Origin of the sequence: Flavobacterium aestuarii (assembly GCF_040049115.1) — a bacterium.
In the GTDB taxonomy this organism is placed as follows: domain Bacteria; phylum Bacteroidota; class Bacteroidia; order Flavobacteriales; family Flavobacteriaceae; genus Flavobacterium; species Flavobacterium aestuarii.
Genome location: NZ_JBDLZZ010000004.1, coordinates 253,072 through 277,164 on the forward strand (window position 1 = coordinate 253,072; position 24,093 = coordinate 277,164).

At 34.6% G+C, this 24,093-nt stretch carries 23 protein-coding genes; 11 read left to right on the forward strand and 12 right to left on the reverse strand.

Annotated elements, in window-relative coordinates; translation table 11 throughout:
* Positions 1 to 2 precede the first annotated feature (2 nt).
* The 7 genes from recN (at position 3) to ABEG11_RS06120 (ending at position 7,908) form a co-directional block, all read left to right on the forward strand.
* Entirely contained in the window at positions 3 to 1,655 is a 1,653-nt protein-coding gene (gene recN / locus ABEG11_RS06090; protein ID WP_348823298.1) for a DNA repair protein RecN, read from the forward strand.
* Positions 1,656 to 1,727: 72 nt separating this feature from the next.
* Positions 1,728 to 2,918, forward strand: a complete 1,191-nt coding sequence (gene fabV / locus ABEG11_RS06095; RefSeq protein ID WP_348823299.1) for an enoyl-ACP reductase FabV — start codon at positions 1,728 to 1,730, stop codon at positions 2,916 to 2,918.
* A 110-nt stretch (positions 2,919 to 3,028) separates the two neighbouring features.
* Positions 3,029 to 3,835: an enoyl-ACP reductase FabI gene (locus ABEG11_RS06100; protein ID WP_348823300.1), complete on the forward strand. Its 807-nt coding sequence runs from the start codon at positions 3,029 to 3,031 to the stop codon at positions 3,833 to 3,835.
* Positions 3,836 to 3,957: 122 nt separating this feature from the next.
* Positions 3,958 to 4,956 carry a glycosyltransferase family 2 protein gene (locus ABEG11_RS06105; protein WP_348823301.1) on the forward strand — a complete coding sequence of 333 codons (999 nt, stop codon included), beginning with the start codon at positions 3,958 to 3,960 and terminating at the stop codon, positions 4,954 to 4,956.
* Between the two features lies 1 nt (position 4,957).
* Positions 4,958 to 5,554, forward strand: a complete 597-nt coding sequence (coaE, locus tag ABEG11_RS06110) for a dephospho-CoA kinase (RefSeq protein ID WP_348823302.1) — start codon at positions 4,958 to 4,960, stop codon at positions 5,552 to 5,554.
* Between the two features lie 59 nt (positions 5,555 to 5,613).
* The gene (locus ABEG11_RS06115; RefSeq protein WP_348823303.1) at positions 5,614 to 7,197 is read left to right on the forward strand and encodes a sensor histidine kinase; all 1,584 of its coding nucleotides are present in this window, start codon (positions 5,614 to 5,616) and stop codon (positions 7,195 to 7,197) included.
* A gap of 3 nt (positions 7,198 to 7,200) precedes the next feature.
* Positions 7,201 to 7,908 carry a response regulator transcription factor gene (locus tag ABEG11_RS06120; RefSeq protein ID WP_194640988.1) on the forward strand — a complete coding sequence of 236 codons (708 nt, stop codon included), beginning with the start codon at positions 7,201 to 7,203 and terminating at the stop codon, positions 7,906 to 7,908.
* 140 nt (positions 7,909 to 8,048) lie between these two features.
* On the opposite strand, the gene ABEG11_RS06125 is transcribed toward ABEG11_RS06120, so the two are convergent.
* From ABEG11_RS06125 to ABEG11_RS06160, 8 genes are all read right to left on the reverse strand, one after another.
* The gene (locus tag ABEG11_RS06125; protein ID WP_348823304.1) at positions 8,049 to 8,759 is read right to left on the reverse strand and encodes a YebC/PmpR family DNA-binding transcriptional regulator; all 711 of its coding nucleotides are present in this window, start codon (positions 8,757 to 8,759) and stop codon (positions 8,049 to 8,051) included.
* An 82-nt stretch (positions 8,760 to 8,841) separates the two neighbouring features.
* Positions 8,842 to 10,881, reverse strand: a complete 2,040-nt coding sequence (locus ABEG11_RS06130) for a S41 family peptidase (RefSeq protein ID WP_348823305.1) — start codon at positions 10,879 to 10,881, stop codon at positions 8,842 to 8,844.
* Positions 10,882 to 10,888: 7 nt separating this feature from the next.
* Entirely contained in the window at positions 10,889 to 11,971 is a 1,083-nt protein-coding gene (gcvT, locus tag ABEG11_RS06135) for a glycine cleavage system aminomethyltransferase GcvT (RefSeq protein ID WP_348823306.1), read from the reverse strand.
* A gap of 311 nt (positions 11,972 to 12,282) precedes the next feature.
* Complete coding sequence (locus tag ABEG11_RS06140; RefSeq protein ID WP_348823307.1) at positions 12,283 to 12,540, reverse strand: hypothetical protein; 258 nt, start codon at positions 12,538 to 12,540, stop codon at positions 12,283 to 12,285.
* A gap of 49 nt (positions 12,541 to 12,589) precedes the next feature.
* Positions 12,590 to 13,054 (reverse strand): Mpo1 family 2-hydroxy fatty acid dioxygenase, encoded by a 465-nt coding sequence (locus ABEG11_RS06145; RefSeq protein WP_348823308.1) that lies wholly within the window; start codon positions 13,052 to 13,054, stop codon positions 12,590 to 12,592.
* 50 nt (positions 13,055 to 13,104) lie between these two features.
* A complete protein-coding gene (locus ABEG11_RS06150; protein WP_348823309.1) occupies positions 13,105 to 13,614 on the reverse strand; it encodes a GNAT family N-acetyltransferase in 510 nt (169 codons plus the stop codon).
* Between the two features lie 215 nt (positions 13,615 to 13,829).
* Entirely contained in the window at positions 13,830 to 14,405 is a 576-nt protein-coding gene (locus tag ABEG11_RS06155) for a DJ-1/PfpI family protein (RefSeq protein WP_348823310.1), read from the reverse strand.
* Between the two features lie 223 nt (positions 14,406 to 14,628).
* Positions 14,629 to 16,488 carry a peptidase U32 family protein gene (locus ABEG11_RS06160; RefSeq protein ID WP_348823311.1) on the reverse strand — a complete coding sequence of 620 codons (1,860 nt, stop codon included), beginning with the start codon at positions 16,486 to 16,488 and terminating at the stop codon, positions 14,629 to 14,631.
* A 252-nt stretch (positions 16,489 to 16,740) separates the two neighbouring features.
* On the opposite strand from ABEG11_RS06160, the gene ABEG11_RS06165 reads away from it, so the two are divergent.
* Positions 16,741 to 17,601: an NAD(P)H-hydrate dehydratase gene (locus tag ABEG11_RS06165; protein WP_348823312.1), complete on the forward strand. Its 861-nt coding sequence runs from the start codon at positions 16,741 to 16,743 to the stop codon at positions 17,599 to 17,601.
* An 89-nt stretch (positions 17,602 to 17,690) separates the two neighbouring features.
* Here the strand turns inward: ABEG11_RS06165 and ABEG11_RS06170 are convergent, their stop codons facing one another.
* Both ABEG11_RS06170 and ABEG11_RS06175 read right to left on the reverse strand, forming a co-directional pair.
* Complete coding sequence (locus ABEG11_RS06170; protein WP_348823313.1) at positions 17,691 to 18,170, reverse strand: hypothetical protein; 480 nt, start codon at positions 18,168 to 18,170, stop codon at positions 17,691 to 17,693.
* A 70-nt stretch (positions 18,171 to 18,240) separates the two neighbouring features.
* On the reverse strand, positions 18,241 to 18,558 hold the full coding sequence (locus ABEG11_RS06175) for a hypothetical protein (RefSeq protein WP_348823314.1): 318 nt from the start codon (positions 18,556 to 18,558) through the stop codon (positions 18,241 to 18,243).
* A gap of 357 nt (positions 18,559 to 18,915) precedes the next feature.
* Here ABEG11_RS06175 and ABEG11_RS06180 point away from each other — a divergent pair, with 357 nt between their 5' ends.
* The 3 genes from ABEG11_RS06180 to ABEG11_RS06190 all read left to right on the forward strand — a co-directional run bounded on the left by ABEG11_RS06180 (position 18,916) and on the right by ABEG11_RS06190 (position 20,598).
* Positions 18,916 to 19,347 carry a hypothetical protein gene (locus ABEG11_RS06180; protein WP_348823315.1) on the forward strand — a complete coding sequence of 144 codons (432 nt, stop codon included), beginning with the start codon at positions 18,916 to 18,918 and terminating at the stop codon, positions 19,345 to 19,347.
* Positions 19,348 to 19,442: 95 nt separating this feature from the next.
* A complete protein-coding gene (locus ABEG11_RS06185) occupies positions 19,443 to 20,237 on the forward strand; it encodes a HipA family kinase (RefSeq protein ID WP_348823316.1) in 795 nt (264 codons plus the stop codon).
* On the forward strand, positions 20,215 to 20,598 hold the full coding sequence (locus ABEG11_RS06190; protein WP_348823365.1) for a DUF3037 domain-containing protein: 384 nt from the start codon (positions 20,215 to 20,217) through the stop codon (positions 20,596 to 20,598). The genes ABEG11_RS06185 and ABEG11_RS06190 overlap by 23 nt, the downstream gene beginning before the upstream one ends.
* Before the next feature lie 139 nt (positions 20,599 to 20,737).
* Here ABEG11_RS06190 and ABEG11_RS06195 read toward each other — a convergent pair whose 3' ends face one another.
* Complete coding sequence (locus tag ABEG11_RS06195; RefSeq protein WP_348823317.1) at positions 20,738 to 22,522, reverse strand: cytochrome-c peroxidase; 1,785 nt, start codon at positions 22,520 to 22,522, stop codon at positions 20,738 to 20,740.
* Between the two features lie 85 nt (positions 22,523 to 22,607).
* A complete protein-coding gene (locus tag ABEG11_RS06200) occupies positions 22,608 to 24,062 on the reverse strand; it encodes a PhoX family protein (RefSeq protein ID WP_348823318.1) in 1,455 nt (484 codons plus the stop codon).
* Between the last annotated feature and the right edge of the window lie 31 nt (positions 24,063 to 24,093).

The window sequence follows — 24,093 nt, forward strand, 5'->3', positions numbered from 1 at the left end:
TAATGATAACTTCACTAACTATAAAAAACTATGCGTTAATTGAAAAATTAACAATCGATTTTTCGAAGGGTTTTTCGATAATTACTGGAGAAACAGGTGCTGGTAAATCGATAATATTAGGAGCTTTAGGGTTAGCTCTAGGGAAAAGAGCTGATTTGGCTTCTCTTAAAAACAAAGAAGAAAAGTGTGTTATTGAAGCGCATTTTGAAATCTCAAAATATAACCTCCGTCTTTTTTTTGAAGAAAATGACCTGGATTATGAAGATGATACTATCATACGAAGAGAAATTTTACCTTCGGGTAAATCCAGGGCATTTATAAATGACAGCCCTGTAAATCTGCAGGAACTTCAGGAGCTTGGCTTGTTTTTAATAGACATTCATTCACAGCAGCAGACTCAGGAATTGTCTGATGAAGTCGTTCAGTTTAAAATTATTGATGCTATTGCTGATAATCTGGATATAATTAATATATATCAATCAGAATTAAAAAAATATAAGGCTGATAAAAGCAAGTTAAATGCTTTAATCAAAAGAAAATCAGAAGCATCTAAAGAGCAGGAATACAATACTTTTCTTTTGGAAGAACTTATCGGAGCAAAGCTGAAGCCTGGTGAACAGGAAGTTCTTGAAGAAAACTATGAGCAGTTAAATAATGTAGAAATTATCAAAGAATCCCTGGATAAATCATTAGCTATTGCTAATGAAGAGCAAATAGGAATATTGCATAATTTGAATGAGATCAAAAATGCTATTCAGAAAATTGCCAGTTTTTCTACAGATTATAATCTGTTGTCTGAAAGGATTGCAAGTTTGAAAATTGAATTTGAAGATATCACAACTGAGCTGAACCGCTGTTCTGAAAAATTAATTAATGATCCTGAACAGTTAAACCTGATTAGCCAAAAGCTGCAATTAATTTATAATCTGCAAAAAAAACATCAAGCCAGTACAGTTGAGGACTTAATTGTAATGCAAAATGCTTTGGAAAATTCGGTATTGGAATTAGGGAATATCGATGAGGAGATAACTAAATTAACCACCTTAGTTGACAGCAGTTCAAAAAATCTGGATCAAATCTGCAACACGATACATAATAATCGCCAGCAGGCAATTCCTTTATTGTCTCAAAGATTAATCACTATATTAGAGACTTTAGGGATGCCGAATGTTCGTTTTAGAATAGAATTAAATCCAGCTTCGACATATCTTGAAAATGGAAAAGACGAACTGCAGTTTTTAATTTCTGCCAATAAAGGAACAGATTTTGGGTTGTTAAAAAAAGTGGCTTCAGGAGGTGAAATGTCTAGGATTATGCTGGCTATAAAAGCTATTTTGGCACAATATTCAAAATTGCCAACATTGATTTTTGATGAAATTGACACGGGAGTTTCTGGGGAAATTGCCAATAAAATGGGAGAAATTATGAAAGAAATGAGTACACAGATGCAAATATTTGCTATCACTCATCTGCCTCAGGTAGCCGCCAAGGGTACTGAACATTTCAAGGTATTTAAATCGACTGTAGGCGATGACACGCTATCGGAATTGAAATTACTGACTGACGAGGAAAGAGTTGTTGAAATAGCACAAATGTTATCGGGAACAGTTATTTCTGATTCTGCCTTAAATCACGCAAAAGCCTTGTTGAACTAAATAATTGGGCTATATTTGTTCATTTAATTTTAAAATTTAAGAATTACCATATAAATTAACGTACAACGAATTATGATTATAGAACCAAGAATGCGAGGATTTATTTGTTTGACTGCCCAGCCAAAAGGAAGTGAACAAAGTGTTAAAAATCAAATTGAATATGTGAAATCAAAAGGAGCTATTGCTGGTGCTAAGAAAGTATTGGTAATAGGAGCTTCAACAGGTTTTGGTTTAGCTTCTAGAATCACTAGTGCTTTTGGTTCGGATGCTGCTACAATCGGCGTATTTTTTGAAAAAGAACCTTCCGAAGGAAAAACTGCTTCTCCAGGCTGGTACAATTCAGCTGCTTTTGAAAATGAAGCTCATAAAGCAGGTTTATATGCAAAAAGTATCAATGGTGATGCTTTTTCAAATGAAGTAAAAAGGCAAACATTAGATCTTATCAAAGCCGACTTGGGTCAGGTTGATTTAATTATTTACAGTCTTGCTTCGCCAGTACGCTTAAATCCTAATACAGGAGTTTTGCACCGTTCGGTTTTGAAGCCTATTGGAAGTACATTTACAAATAAGACAGTAGATTTTCATACAGGAAAAGTTTCAGAGGTTTCTATTGAGCCTTGCAATGAAGAAGATATAGTCAATACAGTTGCCGTAATGGGTGGCGAAGATTGGGCAATGTGGATTGATGCTTTAAAAGCTGAGAATCTTTTGGCCGAAGGAGCAACAACTGTAGCTTATTCATATATTGGTCCATCATTGACAGAAGCTGTTTACAGAAAAGGAACAATTGGCCGTGCCAAGGATCACTTAGAAGCAACAGCATTTACTATTTCAGACAGTTTAGCAGCTATTAACGGAAAGGCTTATGTTTCAGTAAACAAAGCTTTGGTAACTCAGGCAAGTTCAGCAATTCCAGTAATTCCATTGTATATTTCCTTATTGTATAAAATAATGAAAGAAAAAGGAATTCATGAAGGATGTATTGAGCAGATTCAGCGTTTGTATCAGCAAAGACTCTATACAGGTGAACCAATTATTACTGATGAAAAAGGCAGAATCCGTATCGATGATTGGGAAATGCGAGAGGATGTGCAATCAAAAGTAGCAGAACTTTGGGAACAGGCAACAACTGATAATCTTTCTGAAATAGGAGATTTAGAAGGATATAGAACTGATTTTTATAACCTGTTTGGTTTTGGCTTTGATGGAGTAGATTATAAAGCAGATACAAATGAAATAGTTACTATTCCTAGTATCGCATAATTCGCTAATCAGATTATTTTATATTTTCAAAAAAAAAACACCTTATAGCTTGATGATTAAAAATCAAGGGAGTAAGGTGTTTTTTTTTATAACTTTATTTTATAAAAAATATGTATAATTTATTAAAAGGGAAAAGAGGGATTATTTTTGGGGCGTTAGATGAAAATTCTATAGCATGGAAAACTGCAGAACGCATTCATGATGAAGGCGGGACTTTTGTACTGACAAATGCGCCGGCAGCAATGCGATTAGGAGATATTCATACATTAGCCGAAAAAATTGGATGTCAGGTTATCCCTGCCGATGCTGCTTCAATTACTGATCTGGAAGCCTTAGTAGATAAAGCGGTTGAAATTCTTGGTGGTAAAATTGATTTTGTCTTGCATTCTATTGGAATGTCAGTAAATGTTCGGAAAGGGAATCATTATACGAATCAAAATTATGAATTTACAGAAAAAGGCTGGAACGTTTCGGCAGTTTCTTTTCATAAATTAATGCAGGTTTTATATAAAAAAGACGCTATGAATGAATGGGGAAGTATAATTGCGCTTTCTTATATGGCAGCGCAGCGTGTTTTTCCAGATTATAATGATATGGCCGATAATAAAGCATTTCTGGAGTCAGTTGCTCGAAGTTTTGGCTATTTTTTTGGAAGAGATAAAAAAGTGAGAGTCAATACTATTTCGCAATCTCCAACTGCTACCAGAGCGGGGCAAGGTGTTAAAGGATTTGGAGGTTTTATTGCTTTTGCAGATAAAATGTCACCATTGGGAAATGCTACAGCTGCTGAATGTGCTGATTATATTGTTGTCATGTTCTCTGATTTAACCCGAAAAGTGACACTGCAGAATTTATTGCATGATGGTGGATTCTCTAATATGGGAGTCAGCCAGGAAGTAATGGAAATGTTTGAATAAAATATAAAAAGGTTAAGTATATATAAACCATCATTGTCAAGATGATGGTTTTTTTATTGATAAAGAGTACCTTTGCCGAAATTTAGAATTAAGCATTAAAAAATAATAACCCAATTACCATTATGTTGTTTTCATTGATCATTCCTGTTTATAATCGTCCTGATGAAGTAGATGAATTATTAGAGAGTTTAGCAAAATCAACTTATGAGGAAATATTTGAAATTGTACTGATAGAAGACGGTTCCACAATCCGCTGTCAGGATGTCGCTCAAAAATATGGTGACCGGCTTGATATTTCGTATTATTATAAAGAAAATTCAGGTCCTGGAGATTCCAGAAATTACGGAATGAGCAAAGCCAGAGGAGATTATTTTATAATTTTCGACTCGGATTGTATTATTCCGCCTCATTATTTGAATGAAGTCGATAAAGCGCTTCAGGATGATTATGTTGATTGTTTTGGAGGTCCAGATAAAGCATTAGACAGTTTTTCGGATATTCAGAAAGCTATAAATTTCACCATGACTTCTTTTTTAACTACAGGAGGTATCAGAGGCGGTTCTGAAAAAATTGGAAAGTTCCAGCCAAGAAGTTTTAATATGGGCTTGTCTAATAAAGCATTTAGGGCTTCGGGAGGTTTTGGAAATATTCATCCCGGCGAAGATCCTGATTTATCCATCCGTTTATGGGAAATGGGTTACGAAACACGGCTTTTCAGCAATGCTTTCGTGTATCATAAAAGGAGAATAGATTGGGATAAATTCACTATTCAAGTGAGTAAGTTTGGCAAAGCAAGGCCAATTCTCAATAGCTGGTATCCTAAATACAGCAAATTAACTTTTTTCTTTCCAACGTTTTTTATAATAGGATTTTTTGTATCTTTATTATTGCTGATTTTTAATAAAGATATTCTTCTTAAAATTTATTTTTGTTATTTTTTGGCATTGTTTTTGTTGTCTTCAATACAGAATAAGAGTGTTAAAATAGGTTATTTGTCATTAATTGCCGCTTGGAAGCAGTTTTATGGCTATGGTACAGGTTTTTTGAAATCGTACATCAATGTAATTATATTAAAACAAGATCCAAAAAAGGTTTTCCCAGAATTGTTTTTTAAAATCTAATATGGTAAAAATAATTGGTTTGACTGGTGGAATAGGGAGTGGCAAAACAACAGTTGCCAATGAATTTGCCTCACACGGAGTACCAGTTTACATAACTGATCAGGAAGCAAAAAAAATAATGCAGTCCGATAGTGTTTTATGCAGGGTTCGAGATGAATTTGGTGATTCAATTTTTGAAAATAATGTCTTAATTAGAGAAAGACTATCCGAAATTGTATTTAATAATCCCCAAAAGCTTGCTTTGCTCAATAGTATTGTACACCCTGCTGTAAAACAGCATTTCAAAAAATGGCTTTCAGAATTTCAAAATATATCGTACATAATCTATGAAAGTGCAATTTTATTTGAAAGCGGGAGTTATAAAGATTGTGATTTTATTATAAATGTAGTAGCTCCTCTCGAAATTAGGATACAACGAGTGATTTTAAGAGATAACACTACGCGTGAAAAAGTTTTGGAAAGAATGAAAAATCAGTGGAATGATGAAGATAAATCATCAAAAAGTGATTTTGTTATTGAAAATACCAGTATGGAGGGTTTAAACTTAGAAATTGTTAAAATTCTTAAAATTTTAGGAATTAAACAAATGAACTCTTAAATGTTAATGTTTGGTTAATGCATTATTTACTATATTGTTAAAATATTAATTTTGCTTGAATGAATAAACTATTTTTTAGATTACTTGTGTTATTAATGAGCTTATCCTTAATCGGGATAATTCTTGTGCAAGTGTATTGGTTTAATACTTCATTTAGGAACAATGATGAACAATTTAAGTTTCATGTTAAGCAGGTTATAGGAAATGTAGCTCAAAAACTGGAACAGCAGGAACTGTATAGTTTTTATAATAAAATTAATAGAAAAATTGACAGTACCGGAATAGCTCCTAAAGAAGAGGATCTGCTGGAATTTTATTATGTCCAGAAAAATCCAAAAACAAATAAAACTATTGTTTACTCAAATAACGTCAAATCAAAGAATTATAACATTTCTTTGCCCTCATTTGATAAAAAATTCGACAATAATAAATTTAAAAGCTTTAGTTCTAATAGAATAACTGAGATTTATAATAATAGTTCAATTGATAATTCGACTGTTAATCAGAGTTTAGTGCCTGATGTTAAAATTGAGAAAGTTGGAAACCTTGGAATACTGGATAAATTTATTTTTGAAATTTCAAATAAAGATATTTTATCAGCAAAGCCACTTGAGGAAAGAGTTTCTAATGATGCATTGAATAAATTAATCAAGAAGGAATTAGAAGAATATGGTGTAAAAACGAAGTTTGAGTTTGGGATTTTAAGCAACGGAATAGTAACCAAAATTAAATCAGACAATTTTGTATATGATAAGGATGTTACTTATTCTATACCAGTTTTTACGGACAATGAAGGAGTTGAAAAATACAAGCTCTTAGTAGCTTTTCCACACAAGAAGAAGTTCTTATTGTCACAATTGGTCAGTATTACAATATTGTCTATAATTTTTACATTGATTATTATTATTGCATATACATCAGCTTTGAACCAGCTGATACGTCAAAGACAGATTTCTGAAATCAAAAATGATTTTATTAATAATATGACGCATGAGTTTAAAACGCCAATTGCAACTATAAACTTAGCATTGGATGCCATCCGGAATCCTAAGATTATTGAAGATAAAGAAAAAGTGTTTAAATACCTTGAAATGATCAGGGACGAGAATAAACGAATGCATGCGCAAGTTGAAAACGTTTTGAGAATTTCGAAGCTAGAGAAGAAAGAGCTTAATATTATTAAAGAATCCAGCGATATCGAAGAAGTTATCAATGATGCGATTGAACATGTTAATTTGATTCTGGAAGATAGAGAAGGCAGTATTTCAACTCATTTTGGAGCTGTCAGAAAAATAGTTTTATTAAATGATGTTCATTTTACGAATGTTATAGTTAACATCTTGGAAAATGCAATAAAATACACTCCGGACATTCCTAAGATTGATATCTATACCGAAAATGTTAAGGACATGGTTCTTGTCAAGATAAAAGATAATGGTGTTGGGATGAGTAAAATAGCCCAGAAAAGAATCTTTGAAAAATTTTACAGGGAACATACTGGAGATATACATAATGTAAAAGGTCACGGATTAGGTCTGGCTTATGTAAAAAGAATTGTTGACGATCATAATGGCCAAATATATGTAGAAAGTGAAAAGGGAAAAGGAAGTACCTTCATTATAAAATTACCTTTAATAAATTAGACTATGGAAAATACAAATAAGAAAATATTACTAGTAGAAGATGACCTTAATTTTGGTGCAGTTCTAAAAGACTATTTAATGCTGAATGATTTTGAAGTTGTTCTGGCTAAAAATGGTATGGAAGGATTTGAAAAGTTCAAAAAAGATACATACGATTTATGTATTCTTGATGTGATGATGCCATATAAGGACGGTTATACTCTAGCGAAAGAAATAAGAGAAAAAAATAATGATGTGCCTATTATTTTCCTTACTGCAAAATCTATGAAAGAGGATGTGCTGAAAGGGTATAAAGCTGGAGCTGACGATTATTTGAACAAACCTTTTGATTCTGAAGTTTTATTGATGAAAATTAAAGCTATTATTCAAAGAAAAGCTTCTGATGTAAAAACAGAGGTGGTTCAATTTGAATTCAATGTTGGCAAATTTCATTTGAATTCAAAACTTCGTTTTTTGACATTCAAAGATGAGGAGCCTATTAAGTTGTCACCAAAAGAAAATGAATTGCTTAAAATGCTTATTTTGCATGAAAATGACTTAATGCCAAGAGAATTAGCATTGACAAAAATATGGAGAGATGATAATTATTTTACTTCTCGAAGCATGGACGTTTATATTGCTAAGCTTAGAAAGTATTTGAAACAGGATGAGGATGTAGAGATTTTAAATATTCATGGGGAAGGATTTAGATTAGTAGTAAAAGCAAAATAATATTCATACTCATCGTTAAAATAGAAGCTTCGAAAGTGATTTTGAAGCTTTTTTTATTGCCAGAGTCTATGACTGGTTTATACTAAACAAAAAAAACGCTCCAAAATAAATGGAGCGTTTTGCTTTTATTTGCTTTGGGATTACTCTTCCATAGTGTGATATACATTCATCACATCATCATCCTCTTCCATTTTTTCAATCAGTTTTTCAACATCAGCCATTTCTGCTTCAGTCAGTTTTTTTGTGATTTGCGGTATTCTTTCAAAACCGGAAGACAATATTTCTAAATTTCTGCTTTCTAATTCTTTCTGGATAGTTCCAAAGCTTCCAAAAGGAGCATAAATCAAGATGCCGTCTTCGTCTTCAAAAACTTCTTCTGCACCAAAATCAATTAATTCTAATTCCAGTTCTTCAGGATCGATACCTTCTTTAGGAATTCTGAAATTGCAGGTATGATCAAACATAAATTCTACAGATCCTTGTGTTCCCAAAGTTCCATTGCATTTGTTGAAATAACTTCTTACATTGGCAACTGTCCTATTGTTATTGTCAGTAGCTGTTTCTATCAAAAGGGCGATACCGTGAGGAGCATATCCTTCAAATAATACTTCTTTATAATTGGCAGTGTCTTTGTCAGTTGCTTTTTTGATGGCTCTTTCAACATTGTCTTTTGGCATGTTGGCGGCCTTTGCATTTTGAATAACAGCTCTTAGTCTTGAATTGGCGTCAGGATTTGGACCTCCTTCTTTTACTGCCATTACAATATCTTTACCAATTCTGGTAAAGGCTTTGGCCATTGCAGACCAGCGTTTCATTTTTCTACCTTTTCGGAATTCAAATGCTCTTCCCATTTCTTATTTTTATTTTGGAATACAAAAATACAGCTATTCCTTATTTTTCCAAAAACTATAGAAAATCTTTTTAAAAATATATTTAATTATTCCGTCTTAACGCTTTATAATCGTTTATGATGGATATAGCTTCATTAAGATAATGATTGGATCTTAAATTATCGAGCTGTATTTTATTGTATTCTGAAAGCGAAGGATAAAGAAGCAGCAGTGATTTGTTATATTCAGAATTTGATACGTTCAAATTTAGATCATCCTTTGCAAAATTATTGATCTCCTCGGATAAGTTGATAATACTGGTCTGGTTTTTAAAAATGGCATCTAATGTCATGGGGATTTCCAGATTTGATTTGTCTATAACAGAGTCGATTTTTGCGTTGAGATTAATAATGGAATTAAAATAGGAATCTTTTGCTACTCTTTCTCTGCTCTTATGTGCTAGTGATTCGATTAATTCATTGGTAACATATGGAGTAAAGCGGATTCTTGAATTTAAAGTGTCATTTTTTAAAGCTGTAGGAAATTCACTTTCTTTTTGAAGAATATCCTGATAAACTGTTGGAATGGGTACATCCGGGATTACGCCAATCGCTTGATGGCTTTTTCCGGTAATCCTATAAAATTTGCTAACGGTAAGTTTTACAAAATGGTGTTCATCTTTTTTTTCTAAAGGCAGAATAGTCTGCATAGTTGCTTTTCCAAGTGATGTGCTTCCTATCAGGACGGCCCTGTTGTAATCTTGCATAATGTCAGCAAAAAATTCGCTTGCAGAGGCTGAATTTCCATTGATGATAATAATAATTGGGCCTTTGTAAATTACTCCTTTATATGGATCATTTATTACTGATAGCTCTTTCTTATTGTCTACTACTATTGAAATTGGTCCGCGGTCAATAAATAATCCTGCCAATTTTACTGCTTCTTCCATCGATCCGCCACCATTGTCAGTCAAATCAATAATCAGCCCTTTTATGTCGTCCTGGATCAATTTGATGGTTTCCTTCGCTACATCCTGTGCACATCCTTGATTGTTTTCTCCATCAAAACTGGAATAAAAACTTGGAATTTTTATATATCCCACTCTGATATCTCTGTCAACAATAAAGCTGTAAACCGTATTCTGGTCATCTTTTAAAACTTGTTTTTCAATATTTACCTTAAAGCTTTTGCCAGAATTCCTTTTAAGTGTTAATGTAATATTTGTGTTTAATTCGGATGATATTAAGGTTGCAATGGACTGTAATGAAGAACAGGAAACTTCTAAAGTTTCTTTTTGATTGGATATTGCTACTATTTGATCTCCTTTTTTGATTCTTCCTGTTTTAAATGCGGGACCGTTTGGATCGATTTCGATTACTATTATTTCATTTTTCTCATTTATCCCAACTTCCAGCCCTAAGGAAAGTTTCTCTTTTGACAAGGTAGAAACAAAACTCGATTTGGTGTCGTCGCTAAAATAATTGGTATGAGGATCAAAATAACTGCTGAATATATTGTAAAAATTATCTTCAAAAGATTTGTCGTTGGAAAGTGAGGAATTGATTTTGCAAAGCTCGTTTTCTATAATATCTTTTTTAGATTTTTGGCTCAGTGAGCTGAAATTTAGTTTTAAGGAATCCAGATTCTTGCTTTTTCCTGCAATATCATTGAATATTTCGAATCGTATCTTTTTATTCCAGGCTTTTTCAACTTCGTTTGCTTTGAGATAAAAATTAAAGTTTTTATCCTTAAAGCGGATAGTGTCTTTTATATTGAAATCAATAGCCTGCTCATTTAGTTTCTCTAAAATTGTCTTATTTCTTGCAAGCGATTTTTTGTATATTTTTTTAATATTATCTAAAAAGGAACAGTCTTTTTTTAAAATAAGATTGTCCAATTGAAGCCTGTATGTATTCGAAAGAGAATCAGTTTGTGACTTCAGAAAAATATTTCTTGAAGGATCCAGGTCATTCAGTAATTCATCAAAAATATAAGCCGATAAACTGTCGTCTACCGGCTTAGGGCTATAATGCTCCTTTTGAAGCAGTTTGTTTATTTTGAGTAAAATATCACAGTCTGCATCGCTATTTTGTGCAAATAAAGAAAATGTAGAAAAGAGAAATGCAAATGTAATTTTTTTCATAAACAGCCTATTTTTTATAAAAAGGAAGTTTTACCACCTTGGCAGGCACATCATTTTTTCGGATTCTGATAAAAATATCGCTGTCTACAGCACTATTTTCAACCGTAACATAACCAAGACCAATTCCTTTATTCATCGAAGGCGACATTGTACCGGAAGTTACAATTCCAATGACAGCTCCCGATGCATCAACGATTTCATAATCGTGTCTTGGTACAGAACGTTCCTGCATTTCAAAAGCCACCAATTTTTTGGTAACACCAGCTTCTTTCTGTTTTTTTAGATTATCCGAATTGGTAAAATCTTTAGTAAATTTAGTAATCCACCCCAAGCCGGCTTCCAAAGGTGAAGTTGTATCGTTAATATCATTACCATATAAACAGAAGCCCATTTCCAGTCGCAAAGTATCTCGTGCAGCCAAACCTATTGGCTTAATTCCGTATGAAGCTCCAGCCTCAAAAACTTTATTCCAGATTGTCTCTACCTCTGAATTCTTGCAATAAATTTCAAATCCGCCTGAACCGGTATAACCCGTTGCTGAAATAATAACATTTGGAAAACCTGCAAAATCAGCCACTTCAAAATGGTAATAGGCAATTGCGGATAAATCGATAGACGATAAAGACTGCATGGCTTCAACCGCTTTTGGTCCTTGAATTGCCAGTAAAGAATAATCATCTGATAAATTTCTCATCTCAACACCCAAATCGTTATGAGCAGAAATCCAATCCCAGTCTTTGTCAATATTCGATGCATTTACTACAAGCAGATACTGTTCTTCCTTCATTTTATAGATAATTAAATCATCTACAATTCCTCCTTCATTGTTAGGCAGGCAAGAATATTGTGCTCTTCCAATTGTCAAAACCGATGCATCATTTGAAGTTACTTTTTGAATCAAAGCCAAGGCATTTGGCCCCGAAAGTATAAACTCTCCCATGTGCGACACATCAAAGACACCTACTGCATTTCGGACCGTTTCGTGTTCCGTATTTACCCCTTCATAAAGAATAGGCATATTGTATCCGGCAAACGGCAGCATTTTCGCTCCCAAACCCTCATGTATGTGCGTTAAAGCAGTATTTTTCATTTGTTTTTTATATAAAAATTAAAGTGCTAATTTATAGCTTTTATTTTGCCTGGCAAAAGTTATAAATGCTGAAAATATAGCTTTCTGGCAGAGTGAATTATTTGTTTTTGGGCGTACCCCCATTGCTTAAAATTGCAGTCGTACCTCCTTTAATTTTCAGCAATGAGGTTTTCTGTTTTATCTTTATTTAAAAAAAAAATAAAGAATCCCTTATGCAGTATATACGAGTTAAAAATAATTGTTTTGAAAATCAGAAATATAAAAGTATTTATTTAAAGTAGTTGTTTAGGTTGTAAAATAAAATGCCCACTTCAATTTATACTTTTAGTAATCTCTTTTATGATGTTAAAATGATGTTGAGTATGCAGTTTTATAAAACGGATTGTGGGTTTTAATTTCAAATGTCCCATGAAAGGATGTTCAAAATAATGTTTTGGTGTCAAAGTGTTTAATTTCTCAACATTATACCTGCTTTTTTCAATATGTACTTTTAATGAATCAGCAGTAAAATCTTCTTTGGGCAAGACTGCTTTGGGTGCTTTGACTTTTCCTTTCGGAATTTTATTCATTCCAAAAACTAAAATACGATTGAAATTAAAAGACCTTTTTCAAATCCTATTATTTTTTGGAAAATAAATTTTGGACTACCCATGCCGGACCAATCATCAGGAATTGAATGTCTTTTAGGAACGATGGTTTTTTGCCTTCAATATTATGACCATAAAACTGACCAATCCAGGCCACAATAAATACACCAATAGAAAACGCCCATAAAGGAACAAATTGCCCAATATAATAATTGATGACCAGGCACAAAACTGAAAAAACCGCTATTTTGACCGCCATTGCAACAGACAATCGAATGTAAAAAAACAATACAAAAATCAAAACCACTGCTGCCCAGTTTTCTATAATTGGCTGGTTTAATTGCAGTAAATTAGTTAGAAAACCATTTGGAATACTCATCAATAACCCTACTATGGAAAAGAAAATTGCTGGAACACAAATGTAGTGTATCGCTTTGTTTGTTGGGTTTTGGTGGCTCACCGCATATTCCTCAAACCATTGATTAAGTGTTTTCATGTTTATTTTTTTGTTCTAATTTATAAAATAGTCTACAACTGAAAAGATATTTAAGAGACTTTTTTTTCAAGTACAATAAATTCTAAAGGCTGTGGTGAAATTACAGCATCAGTATCATTGAGGGGGAAAGGTTCTCTAATACCTGTATCGGCAAAACCATGACGATTGTACCAGGCAATTAATTCTTCCCGAATCGAAATGACGGTCATCACAATTTTGGGCAAACCCAATTTCAAAGCGTGTTCTTCTGCTTTCTTAAGCAGTTTTTTGCCAATACCGCTATTTTGAAATTCAGGCGAAACGGTAAGCATTCCGAGGTAAAGCTTATTCCCTTTATTTTCCAGCAAAACACAGCCAATAATTGTGTTGTTATCAGTTAATTTAAAAATCGTATTTTCTTTTTTATTAAGTATTTCAGATAGCTCATCTGCAGTGACTCTTTCACCTTGTAATAAGTCTGCTTCGGTAGTCCATCCCAGCTTGGAGGTTTCTCCCCGATAGGCCGAATTAATCAATTTTTCTATGGCAATTGCATCTTCCTGAGCTGCTGTTGTAATCATGTAACGAGTATTTAAATTGAATGTTGAGTTTATTCAAAGATAAAATAACTACAGCAAAAGTATCTTTCGCTGTAGTTCTTGAGTTGCTATGTCATTGGGAGGAACGAAGCACCCAAGCGAAGCGAACGGAGCGTTAGCTAATCACATTTGCCATATTATTTTGCTCATGTTAGTGAGTTTGCTTCGTTCCTCGCAAGGACTTTCATAGTGTGGAATTAAATCTCAATTTTTGCCCCCATAATTTTTAAAAATTCCCTAATGAAACTTGGATGTGCTGGCCAAGCTGGCGAAGTTACCAGATTACCATCAACAAATGCGCCATCGACTGGAATGGATTGGAACTCACCACCAGCCAATGTTACTTCTGGACCAACTGCTGGATAAGCGGTAAGCTTTCTGCCTTTTACAACATTGGCAGCGGTTAGTATTTGTATTCCGTGACAAATGGCAGCTACAGGTTTATTGGTACTAAAGAAATGTTTTGTAATCTCGATCACTTTTTCGTTTAATCGTAAATATTCGGGAGCTCTTCCTCCTGCAATTACCAATCCGTCATAATCATTGACATTTACGTCGCTAAAACTATAGTTTAGTGCAAAGTTGTGTCCTGGTTTTTCGGTATACGTTTGATCGCCTTCAAAATCGTGAATGGCAGTTTTTATGGTTTCTCCTTTTTTCTTGTCAGGACAAACAGCATGGACGGTGTAGCCAACCATTTCGAGCATCTGGAACGGAACCATAGTTTCATAATCTTCGGTGAAGTCACCGGTAAGGAACAATACTTTTTTCATTTTATTTCAATTTTAAAATTATTATAAAGCAGGAAATTAAAAATTAAACATAAATATAAGATGAATCTGATTTATTTTAATTATAAAGTTAATAAAAAGAGATTATTGTTTTGATTTTTAGTGAAGTAAGTTTTTGTTAAATTTAAATCAAAAACAAAAAAACTACAAAGTAAAGTTTCCTTTTCTTTGTAGTTTTTGATGTATCGATAAAAGATATTTTTTGTTAATCTTCCTCAATTTCGAATTCGGCATCTTTTTCCCAAATCTCCATTTCGCAGGGTTTGCAGTTGAATTTCAATTTGTATTCCAATTCTCCCTGTTTCAGTACCAATGGTTCTTTGAGTTTGCCTTCCATCGTGTCTTTGTGGTATTTTGGGCATTTTTCCAATTCGTATTTAATACAGTATTTTGTAGTCATTACACGTGATTTTCCAGGATCCCATTGCAATTCAAAAGCTTTTTCAATTTCGGTAACGCCGTGACGTTCGTAAAATTGACGCGCTTTTTTATTGGAAACATTGTACATAAAATCCAATTTGGTTTCCGGATAAGGATGTGATGTTTTTACCAATTGATGTTCTTCACGTTTGTAATTTGCCAAACGAATTTCGGATAATTGTTCATAAACCGTTCTGCGCATTTCGTTTACTTTTGAAATAGGCAAGAACCAGTTTTGTGCGAACATTATGGTAATTTCGTCGGCTGTATATGGTGTAAAACCAGTTTTAGCCAATTGTGTTTTGATATTTTCTTCTATCGAAAGATTGTTTTTGGTTTGTTCTTTGGCGTGATTTAACTGAACAGTGCTTACATAACCATCTTCATCAGTCGCAATTAATTCGAAGCCATTTTCGTTTTCGGTCAATAATAAAGTTGTCCCGATTTTGCGGACAGCACTATCTTCTCTTTCTACGATTTTGATAAAAGCAGCATCATTGTTTCGGTAAATAAAAGTGCCTTCCTTGATTTCTTTCAGTACATTTGGATACGCTAAGCCATTTTCGGCTTTGTTTACATAAATTCCTTCGGCTTCGTTATTTTCGTTAATGAAACAAAGTCCATCGCCATTATTCAGTAATTCACCGTTTTCAATCTGGTAAGCTCCACCAATGGTTTTAATTAATTTTCCAATGTATTGCCCTTTGGATTTTGGGCTTTCCCAGGAGCCAATAGATTGATATCTTTCGTTGACAAAATAGTCGGTATAGCCACGGTTAAAACTTTTATCCAAAGCTGAATCAAAAGTGTAAGTACATTTTCCTGAGGAAGCTTTGGTATATTTGTCGCTTCCTTCTAGAAAAGCATCGAGTTTTTGCCGTAAGTAAGCAACATTATTTTTGACATAAACAATGTCTTTCAAACGCCCTTCAATTTTAAATGAAATAACTCCAGCTTCGACTAAATTTGGAATCTGGTCTGATACATCAAAATCCTTGATAGAAAGCAAGTGGCTGTTTTTGATTAAAGTATCGCCATGACCATCGATTAAGTTATACGGCAAACGGCAGTTCTGTGCGCAGGAGCCTCTGTTTGCAGAACGCTCGCCATTGGCAACACTCATATAACAGTTACCGCTGAAAGAAACACACAAAGCACCGGTTACAAAAAACTCCAGCTCTACATCCGAAGCTTCGCTGATTTCCTTGATTTGGTGCAGATTCAATTCGCGGGCCAAAACCACACGTTTCATTCCGGCATCTTTTAGGAATTTAATTTTATCGGCGTCTCTGTTGTTCGCTTGTGTACTCGCGTGCAAAACGATAGGAGGCAGGTCCATTTCCATAATAGCCATGTCTTGTACAATAAGGGCATCTACGCCAGCATCATACAATTTCCAGATCATCTGGCGGCAGGTTTCAATTTCATTGTCGTATAGAATGGTATTGATAACCACAAAAACCTGAGCGTGGTATAAATGAGCATATTGAACCAAAGCTGCTACATCTTCAATCGAATTTGTTGCATTGGAACGGGCACCAAATTGTGGAGCACCAATATATACAGCATCGGCACCACTGTTTATGGCAGCGATTCCCTGTATTAAATCTTTTGCAGGAGCAAGTATTTCTATTTTCTTTTTCATCTAGCTGATGATCAATTTATAATTTCTAAAAGCGTGCAAAGGTCTTATAAATATTTCAAGATTTCTAGTATGAATGGATTTTTTTTGGATTGAACCGCAAAGGACACAAAGAAAAGCTTTTTTTTGATATTGAAAAGTGCAATGAACGCAAAGCTTGAGGAACTTAGCGTAAAAAACATTGCGAACCTTGTGGTTCAATAGAAGTGAGCCAATCTTATCGAAATTTTGTACTTTTAATAGAAAAAGAAAATCATGGATAGTCCCATAATTATTGATAGAAATGAAATCCTGAAACGCTACAGACCTATTGCCCAGAATACGCACAAAGGCCTGCAGGGACACGCATTGCTCATTGGCGGAAGCTATGGGAAAATAGGAGCGATATGTTTGTCCAGCAAAGTAGCGTTGAAAACAGGTTGTGGATTAGTAACGGCTTTTATCCCAAAATGTGGTTACGAAATTCTTCAGATTGCCAATCCTGAAGTGATGGTAATAACTGATGAGCACAAAAAACACCTTTCGGATATCAGTTATAATCTGGAACCCAATGCAATTGGTATCGGTCCGGGAATGGGGCAGGAAACAGCAACTCAGAAAGCATTTCATGATTTTTTGTCTGCTGCGAGTGCTCCGCTGGTTATAGATGCCGATGCTTTGAATATTTTGGCGCATAATCCGTCGTGGATAGCATTGGTTATACCTAAAACAATCCTGACACCACATCCCAAAGAACTGGAGCGGCTGATTGGTAAATGGCATTCGGAGGCCGAAATGTTTCAAAAAACTATTGCTTTTTCGATATTGAATCAAGTGATAATTGTGATGAAAGGAGCACCAGCTCACATCATTGACGGCGAAACGGTTTATCGTAACACTACAGGAAATGCTGCTCTGGCAACTGCCGGAAGCGGTGATGTGCTGACAGGTATAATTACCAGTCTTTTGGCGCAATCGTATAATCCTTTGGATGCTGCAATATTAGGTGTTTATCTCCACGGACTGACCGCTGCTATCGCTTTGCCCGAAACTGGATATCAATCCTTTATAGCTTCGTCAATTATTGACTACCTTGGGAAAGCATATCTGAGTCTTGAAAATCGTTTAATCGTTTAATTGTTTAATGTTGCTTGTGGACTGTTTTAAGCAAAAAAAAAGAGACAAATTAATTCTTGTCTCTTTATAGTTTTTCTAAAATTGCTAATTTAATAATTGTATGCTACAGCTTCTAGTTTGGAATCAGTTTGATTGGTAATCACAACAAAAGGAAAACCTTGTTCTGCGGCCTGTTTTTTTATTCTGGTCGTAGCATCTGCAATCCAATCAGATTTTGTCAGTCCTTTTGGTTTGTGAATTGTGGTTTTCAGAGTAATACCCTGATGCAGGCCATTTGTTTGAGTGTTTGCTAAAACTTGAACATTTTTGTATCCTTTTTTTCCTGAAACATCTGCTTTGTGATTGTCAATAAGTATGCTGTTTGTTTTTTTATCAATTACTTTTTCAATAGCAAAAAGGCTTATTTCTTTTACCGTACTGTTTCCAGGCAGAGAATAAAATACGGTGTTGTCTTTTGTAGTAACATAATTTACTTCTAGTTTTTCTCCATTCTGTTTTACAATAATATGAGAATCAGCAAATAGTAAAGAGGTAAATAAAGCAAGTGCAAGCGTGAATATCGTTTTCATAGTATGTTTGAATTTTAAATTTAATTGTATAAAAGTTTGTCCCAAACCTTATAGGTTTAGAAAGCTGATTTTAAGCAAATAAATAAAATTCAGGCGGCGGATTCGATAAATCCAAAAATACTGATTGTGGTATGGCATCCACTTTGCTAAAGTGCAGTTCAGTCGAAGGTATAATTTGAAAAGGAATGCTGAAAGGAGCAGGAAAGTCTAAAACAATTTCAAATGTTTTTTCTTCCACTTCTGATTTTCCTTCTGGTAATGCTTCTTTTTTATCAGCGGTTTTTCTTTCGGAAGCAGTTTTTATAATAGTAGAAACAGACGGCGCAGCCCAAGTAAGGGTAAGCAGTAAGCAAAGGGTATAAAGTGCTATTTTGCGTGCTGTTTTCATGTTGGTAAATTTATAGGAAAGTCCAGTAACATCAAAGGTTTTAACAGAATTTTGACTATTTAAATCAATGATATTCTAAGCTTGGAAAAGTATGCTGATTTGTTAATAGTAACCCTGATAAAAACAGGGGTACTGTTCTAAATAATGCCAAAATTTTAACTCTACCCTGCATAAATTCAGCTGAGATGCTTAACCTGAAAATTAATAAGATTTATATCGCTGTCAATAATTGTTTTTTTAATGCTTAATTTTTCGAAGATGTTATCGAAAATTATAAAAAACAGTCTTTGCTTGCATTTTGATATTTTATATTTGTCCTGTCAATTGTATTGGAAAGAAATGAGAACAAAAAATATAATGAAAAAGCTGTTCTTTATAACAGCTGTGATTTTTTTACTGTATAGCTGTAACAAGAGAGAAAACAAAACCTTTAGAAAATTTTACAAAGCTTCGAAAGGAGATTCAACAGCTTTCCTGTCAATGGTTTTTACAGAAAACACTTTTTATGGAGAATATGAAATTCGTTACGGGCTTTTGGGAAAAGATTCTGGAGCAGTTCGCGGCAATAGAATTGGAGATACATTGCGGGGTGATTTTTGTTATAGATCGTATGGAGGTGATATAAAGAGAGCTCCCTTTGTTTTATTGGAAAAAAATCAAGAATTAAAATTAGGAACAGGATTAATTTCTACTTATATGACAATACCTTTCTATGTAAAAGGAACATTAGAGTTTAAAGATTCCAATTTTTTATTTAAGCCAATAGAGAAAAGTCAATCAGGAAAATAATTATCGGATATTCGAATAAGGGTTCTTTATGCCTTATTTCAGATTATAAATTCGGCTTGTATAATTCGTAAATTTGCAATTCCTAAAATTTAGCCATGAGAAAACCACTTGAATTACGAACCGTAAATGTTACCCGCTACATTATGCCCTTGCGGGAAGGCGGTTCACTGCCTGCTTTGGCCGAAGCTGACGATGATTTTAAATATGTTTTGAAGTTTCGAGGTGCTGGTCACGGTGTAAAAGCCCTGATTGCTGAATTCATTGGCGGGGAAATTGCCAGAGTTCTTGGACTCAAAATGCCTGAATTGGTATTTGCTAATCTGGACGAAGCTTTTGGCCGTACCGAAGGTGATGAGGAAATTCAGGATTTATTGCAAGGCAGCCAGGGGCTGAATCTGGCTTTGCATTTTTTATCAGGTGCTATTACTTTTGATCCAGTGGTAACCCAATTGACGCCTGAACTAGCTTCGCAGATTGTTTGGCTGGATGCTTTTATTACCAATGTAGACCGTACTTTCCGGAATACCAATATGCTTATCTGGCACAAAGAATTATGGCTTATCGATCATGGAGCATCACTCTATTTTCATCATTCCTGGACCACTTGGGAAAAGCATGCCCAAAGTCCGTTTGCATTGATAAAGGATCATGTTTTGCTGCCGCAAGCCAGTTTGTTAAAAGAAACTGATTCCGTTTTCAAAAAATTATTGACCCAAGAGATTTTGCACGATATCGTTAATTACATTCCAGAAGACTGGCTTCATTGGGAAGATACCGAACAGACGCCAGACGAAATCAGAAACGTTTATTTTCAGTTTTTATGGACGAGATTGAATCATTCAGAAATTTTTATAAATGAAGCCCAAAATGCAAGAGAAAAACTTATATGAATATGCCATTATTCGCGTAGTGCCAAGAGTAGAACGTGAAGAATTCCTCAATGTAGGCATTATTCTGTTTTGCAAAAGTGCCAAATTCATAAAAATGATGTATTCTGTCAATGAAACCAGATTATTGATGCTGTCTGAAGATTTTGATTTGGAACAGCTCGAACTAAATTTAGAATCTTTTCAGAAAATTGCACAGGGCGGAAGGGCAGGAGGCCCTATTGGCGAGTTTGATATCCCGTCCCGTTTTCGCTGGTTAACCGCTATTCGAAGTTCGGCGATTCAAACTTCAAGGCCGCATTCCGGTTTCTGTACCGATTTGGACAAAACCATGCAGCGGCTGTTTGAAGAGCTGGTTTTATGAAAAAATGATTAAAGAATTTAGAGAAATAATAAATGAGTTTTTTTTTAAATGAACCGCAGATCGGCAAATTATCTAAGCATTTCCTGGTGAATTTTTTGCGTAATATCTTGCGTGATATGCGGTTAATTTTTTAGTCAGCTTACTGCTTCTCTTTTAAAAAACGTTTATCGGTTAAGGTTTTCATAAATGCAATGAGCTGTTTTTTCTCCAAATCAGTCAAATTCAATTTGTCTTCGGGCAAGGTTTGATTTTCTAATGAAAAACCCAGGCCTTTTCCGCCTCCTTCATTATAGAAATCAACAACTTCCTCGAGAGTTTTAAAAACTCCATTATGCATATAAGGCGCTGTCAATGTTATGTTTCGGATGGCTGGTGTTTTGAAAGAATTTTTATGGAGTAATGCTTTTGTTAATTCAAATTTACCCAAATCTGAATCTAATTTGCTGTATTTATCAGGGACACCAAGGACTTCACTCTCCGATTTGGTAAAATTTGGTGGAACAGTTCCATTGGTTAACGGAATAAAATGACAAGTTGCACATTTGGCTTTTCCAGCAAATAAGTTGAAACCATTCTTTTCTGCAGCTGTAAACGACACTTCGTTGCGCATATAGCCATCAAATTTAGAATCGTACCCGCTCAATGACCTGATGTAAGATCCCAAGGCATTTTTTATTGCAAAGGCATCAATTGCCTTGTCTGGAAATGCGGTTTTAAATTTGGCCACATAGGCTTTATTTTTCTTTAAATCTGCTGCTGATTTATCTAATGAACCATGCATTTCATTTTCATTGGTAATTACTGCCACCGCTTGATCTTCGATATAGCTTACTCGTGAATCGTAGAAAAATGCACGTTGAAAAGCGATATTAGTCAACGCTGGTGTGTTTCTTTTAATTAAAAATTTCCCATCTATGGTTTTTGCTCTTTCTAAACCATCAGTAAAAGCTTTGTCTTTATGATGACAGGAAGCGCAGGAGCGGGTATTATTTCCAGATAAAATTGGGTCATTAAAGAGTTCTTCCCCTAATTTTATTTTTTCGGGAGTAGTTTTATAATCAGGAAATCCAGAGAATGCTTCTGCATCAAAAACTTCTTTTTCAAAAAGTGTCTGTGCTGTTGTTTTTAGCCCTCTTACTTCTTTCAGAAATGGAATATGAAGCTTTATCTGAGCCTGATGTAAGTTTTTACTCAGAGGGCTGGTAATTTCTTTTATGAAATAAGCCCTGTCAAAAGCATTAAAATTGGAATGCTGCTGCAGATATTGTTTTCCTTTTTTAATGATATTCAATGCGTCCTGCAATTCCTTTATCTCAAATTTAGAGTTGTAAATTTTGCAATAAGATGCAATGCTTTCTAGAGATGCAGCAGTTTCTGGAAGTGAATTTTGTGCAATAGGCGAATCAAAACCTGTAATGCCCAAAGTAACTATTCTGAAAACTTCCAATCGAACAGCATCAAAAATATGAGAATCTGTCAGTACATTGGTTTTCGAAACCAGTTCTAATCGGTTCAGATTGGCTTTTAGAATGCCCAATTGCCTCAAAAGCCCCGCTTTGTCTTTTTTATTATATTTTGGAAAAATGAATTCCTCTATAACTTGAAATCCTTCTGGGGGAACGGTCAAGCCTTCATCTATTTCATATTCATCCAGAGCGGGACCATTTATGGCTTTGGAAACTGAGGGAAAATAGTATTCACTTAAAATTTCTACTTTTTTGTAGGTTTCGTGTGATTTGAAAAACTGCTGCTGTATTTGTTTGGTACTGGCGCCATTCTGAACAAGAAGTCCAAGTTGATCCACTTCTTTTTTCAGGACAGCAATATCGCTTTTGAATAAGTTACCGGACTGTTCTACAGCTGTTTTAAAATCTGAACAAGAAAGCAGCAGTAAAAATATAGGGATAAGGATTTGTTTTTTCATTTTTTGAAAAGAAACTTGATTATAAAAAACAAAAACCACGATTCTGTATATAAGAATCGTGGGATTTGTGTACTAATGCTGTAATTTATCTGGCTAATCCCTTGATAACTACAATCTGGCTTGCCTGTTGTTCGTCAGTACGGAGTGTACCTCCATCAACACCTTTGTATTTAGCTCCTTTCCAAGTGTGAGGCTGAACGCTTAGCATAAAAGTATTTTCGATCCCTAATTGATCAGATACATCGATTAATGCACCGTATTCCCAAGATCCAAAAGCAGATGTTCCGCCTACATTATATTTTTCTGCATCTGCTGCAGTACGGCGGTGATCCAATTCAACCACAGTTTTTAGCTGTTTTTTGGCAATATCATATTGATAAATGTAAGCATCGTGTGTTTCATCACCATAATTATTTGCATCTTCTTGAACATACACATAGTTTTTTGTCACACAGATATTGTCAGGATCTTGAAATTTCCCTGCAATTCCTGAACGATCGTCTCCGTCAAGAATAACTTCCAGATTCCCGGCTAATGGATTTGCTTTGTCTAAATTCAATTTATAAACCCTGCCGTATTTGGTTCTAGAAGCATCAGCATTGGTTCCTGAAATTGCCTGCCCAGTTACATTGAAATAAATCTCACGGTCAGCATCATTGCCGCCTTTGCGGTAATCCAAATCTTCAACCCGGCCAAATTTGATGGCTTTTAATGTATTTACCGAAGCATTAATCTGTGCGCCAGTCAGAGTAGTGTGATTGTCAATTTTAACAAACGAAACAGGGTATGTTTTTCCAGTAACGATGTCTTTTTCTTTTTGGTTCTCGTCATTTCTTTTCATCATATACAATGAGCCATTTTCCAGATCACCCACAGTATTTGCAACGTACATAAAAACTTGCCCTCCATAAGTTCCAGAATCATCATCGCCAATAACGATAACAGTTTTCCCTGCATAAGCTTCTTTGCGCAGAGGCAAAGCGTTTTCAGCGCTCAATCTTCCTAAACCTGACAATTCTTTGGTTACCGATGCTGCACCAGCACTAGCATATGGATTAACACCATGTGTACGGGATTCTTCACCAGATTCTCCACAAGTTAAATACAAAGGACCAAAACCGTGTTCTGCTGGTGTTGCCATTGTAGCACCACATAATCTCCAGGTTCCGCCATTTGAGTTTAATAGATATTCTCCTTTTACTGGTTTAAATGTTTTGTCCAAAGTAATTCTTGAAACGGCAAAATTGTCTTCGTTGTTTACTAAAAATGTGAAAGTTCCATCCGAATTTTTTAATAAGCCAGAACCGTCTGCCGAACCTCCAAAAACATAACTTGGGCTTTCTGGCAAAACATCATCTGAAGTCAATAGAGAATACAATTCCAGATTTTCGAAACCAGCCTGTTTTTTCAGCAATACGGGTGTTACTGACCGGTTGCTCAATACCACATCCGATGTTGCTGCCGGCTCTGTTGATTTGTCATTATTGTCACAAGAAATTAATGTTGCCAAAAACAACATTGGTAAGATAATTTTTTTCATTCTAGTTGGTTTTAAATTCCTTACAAAGGAA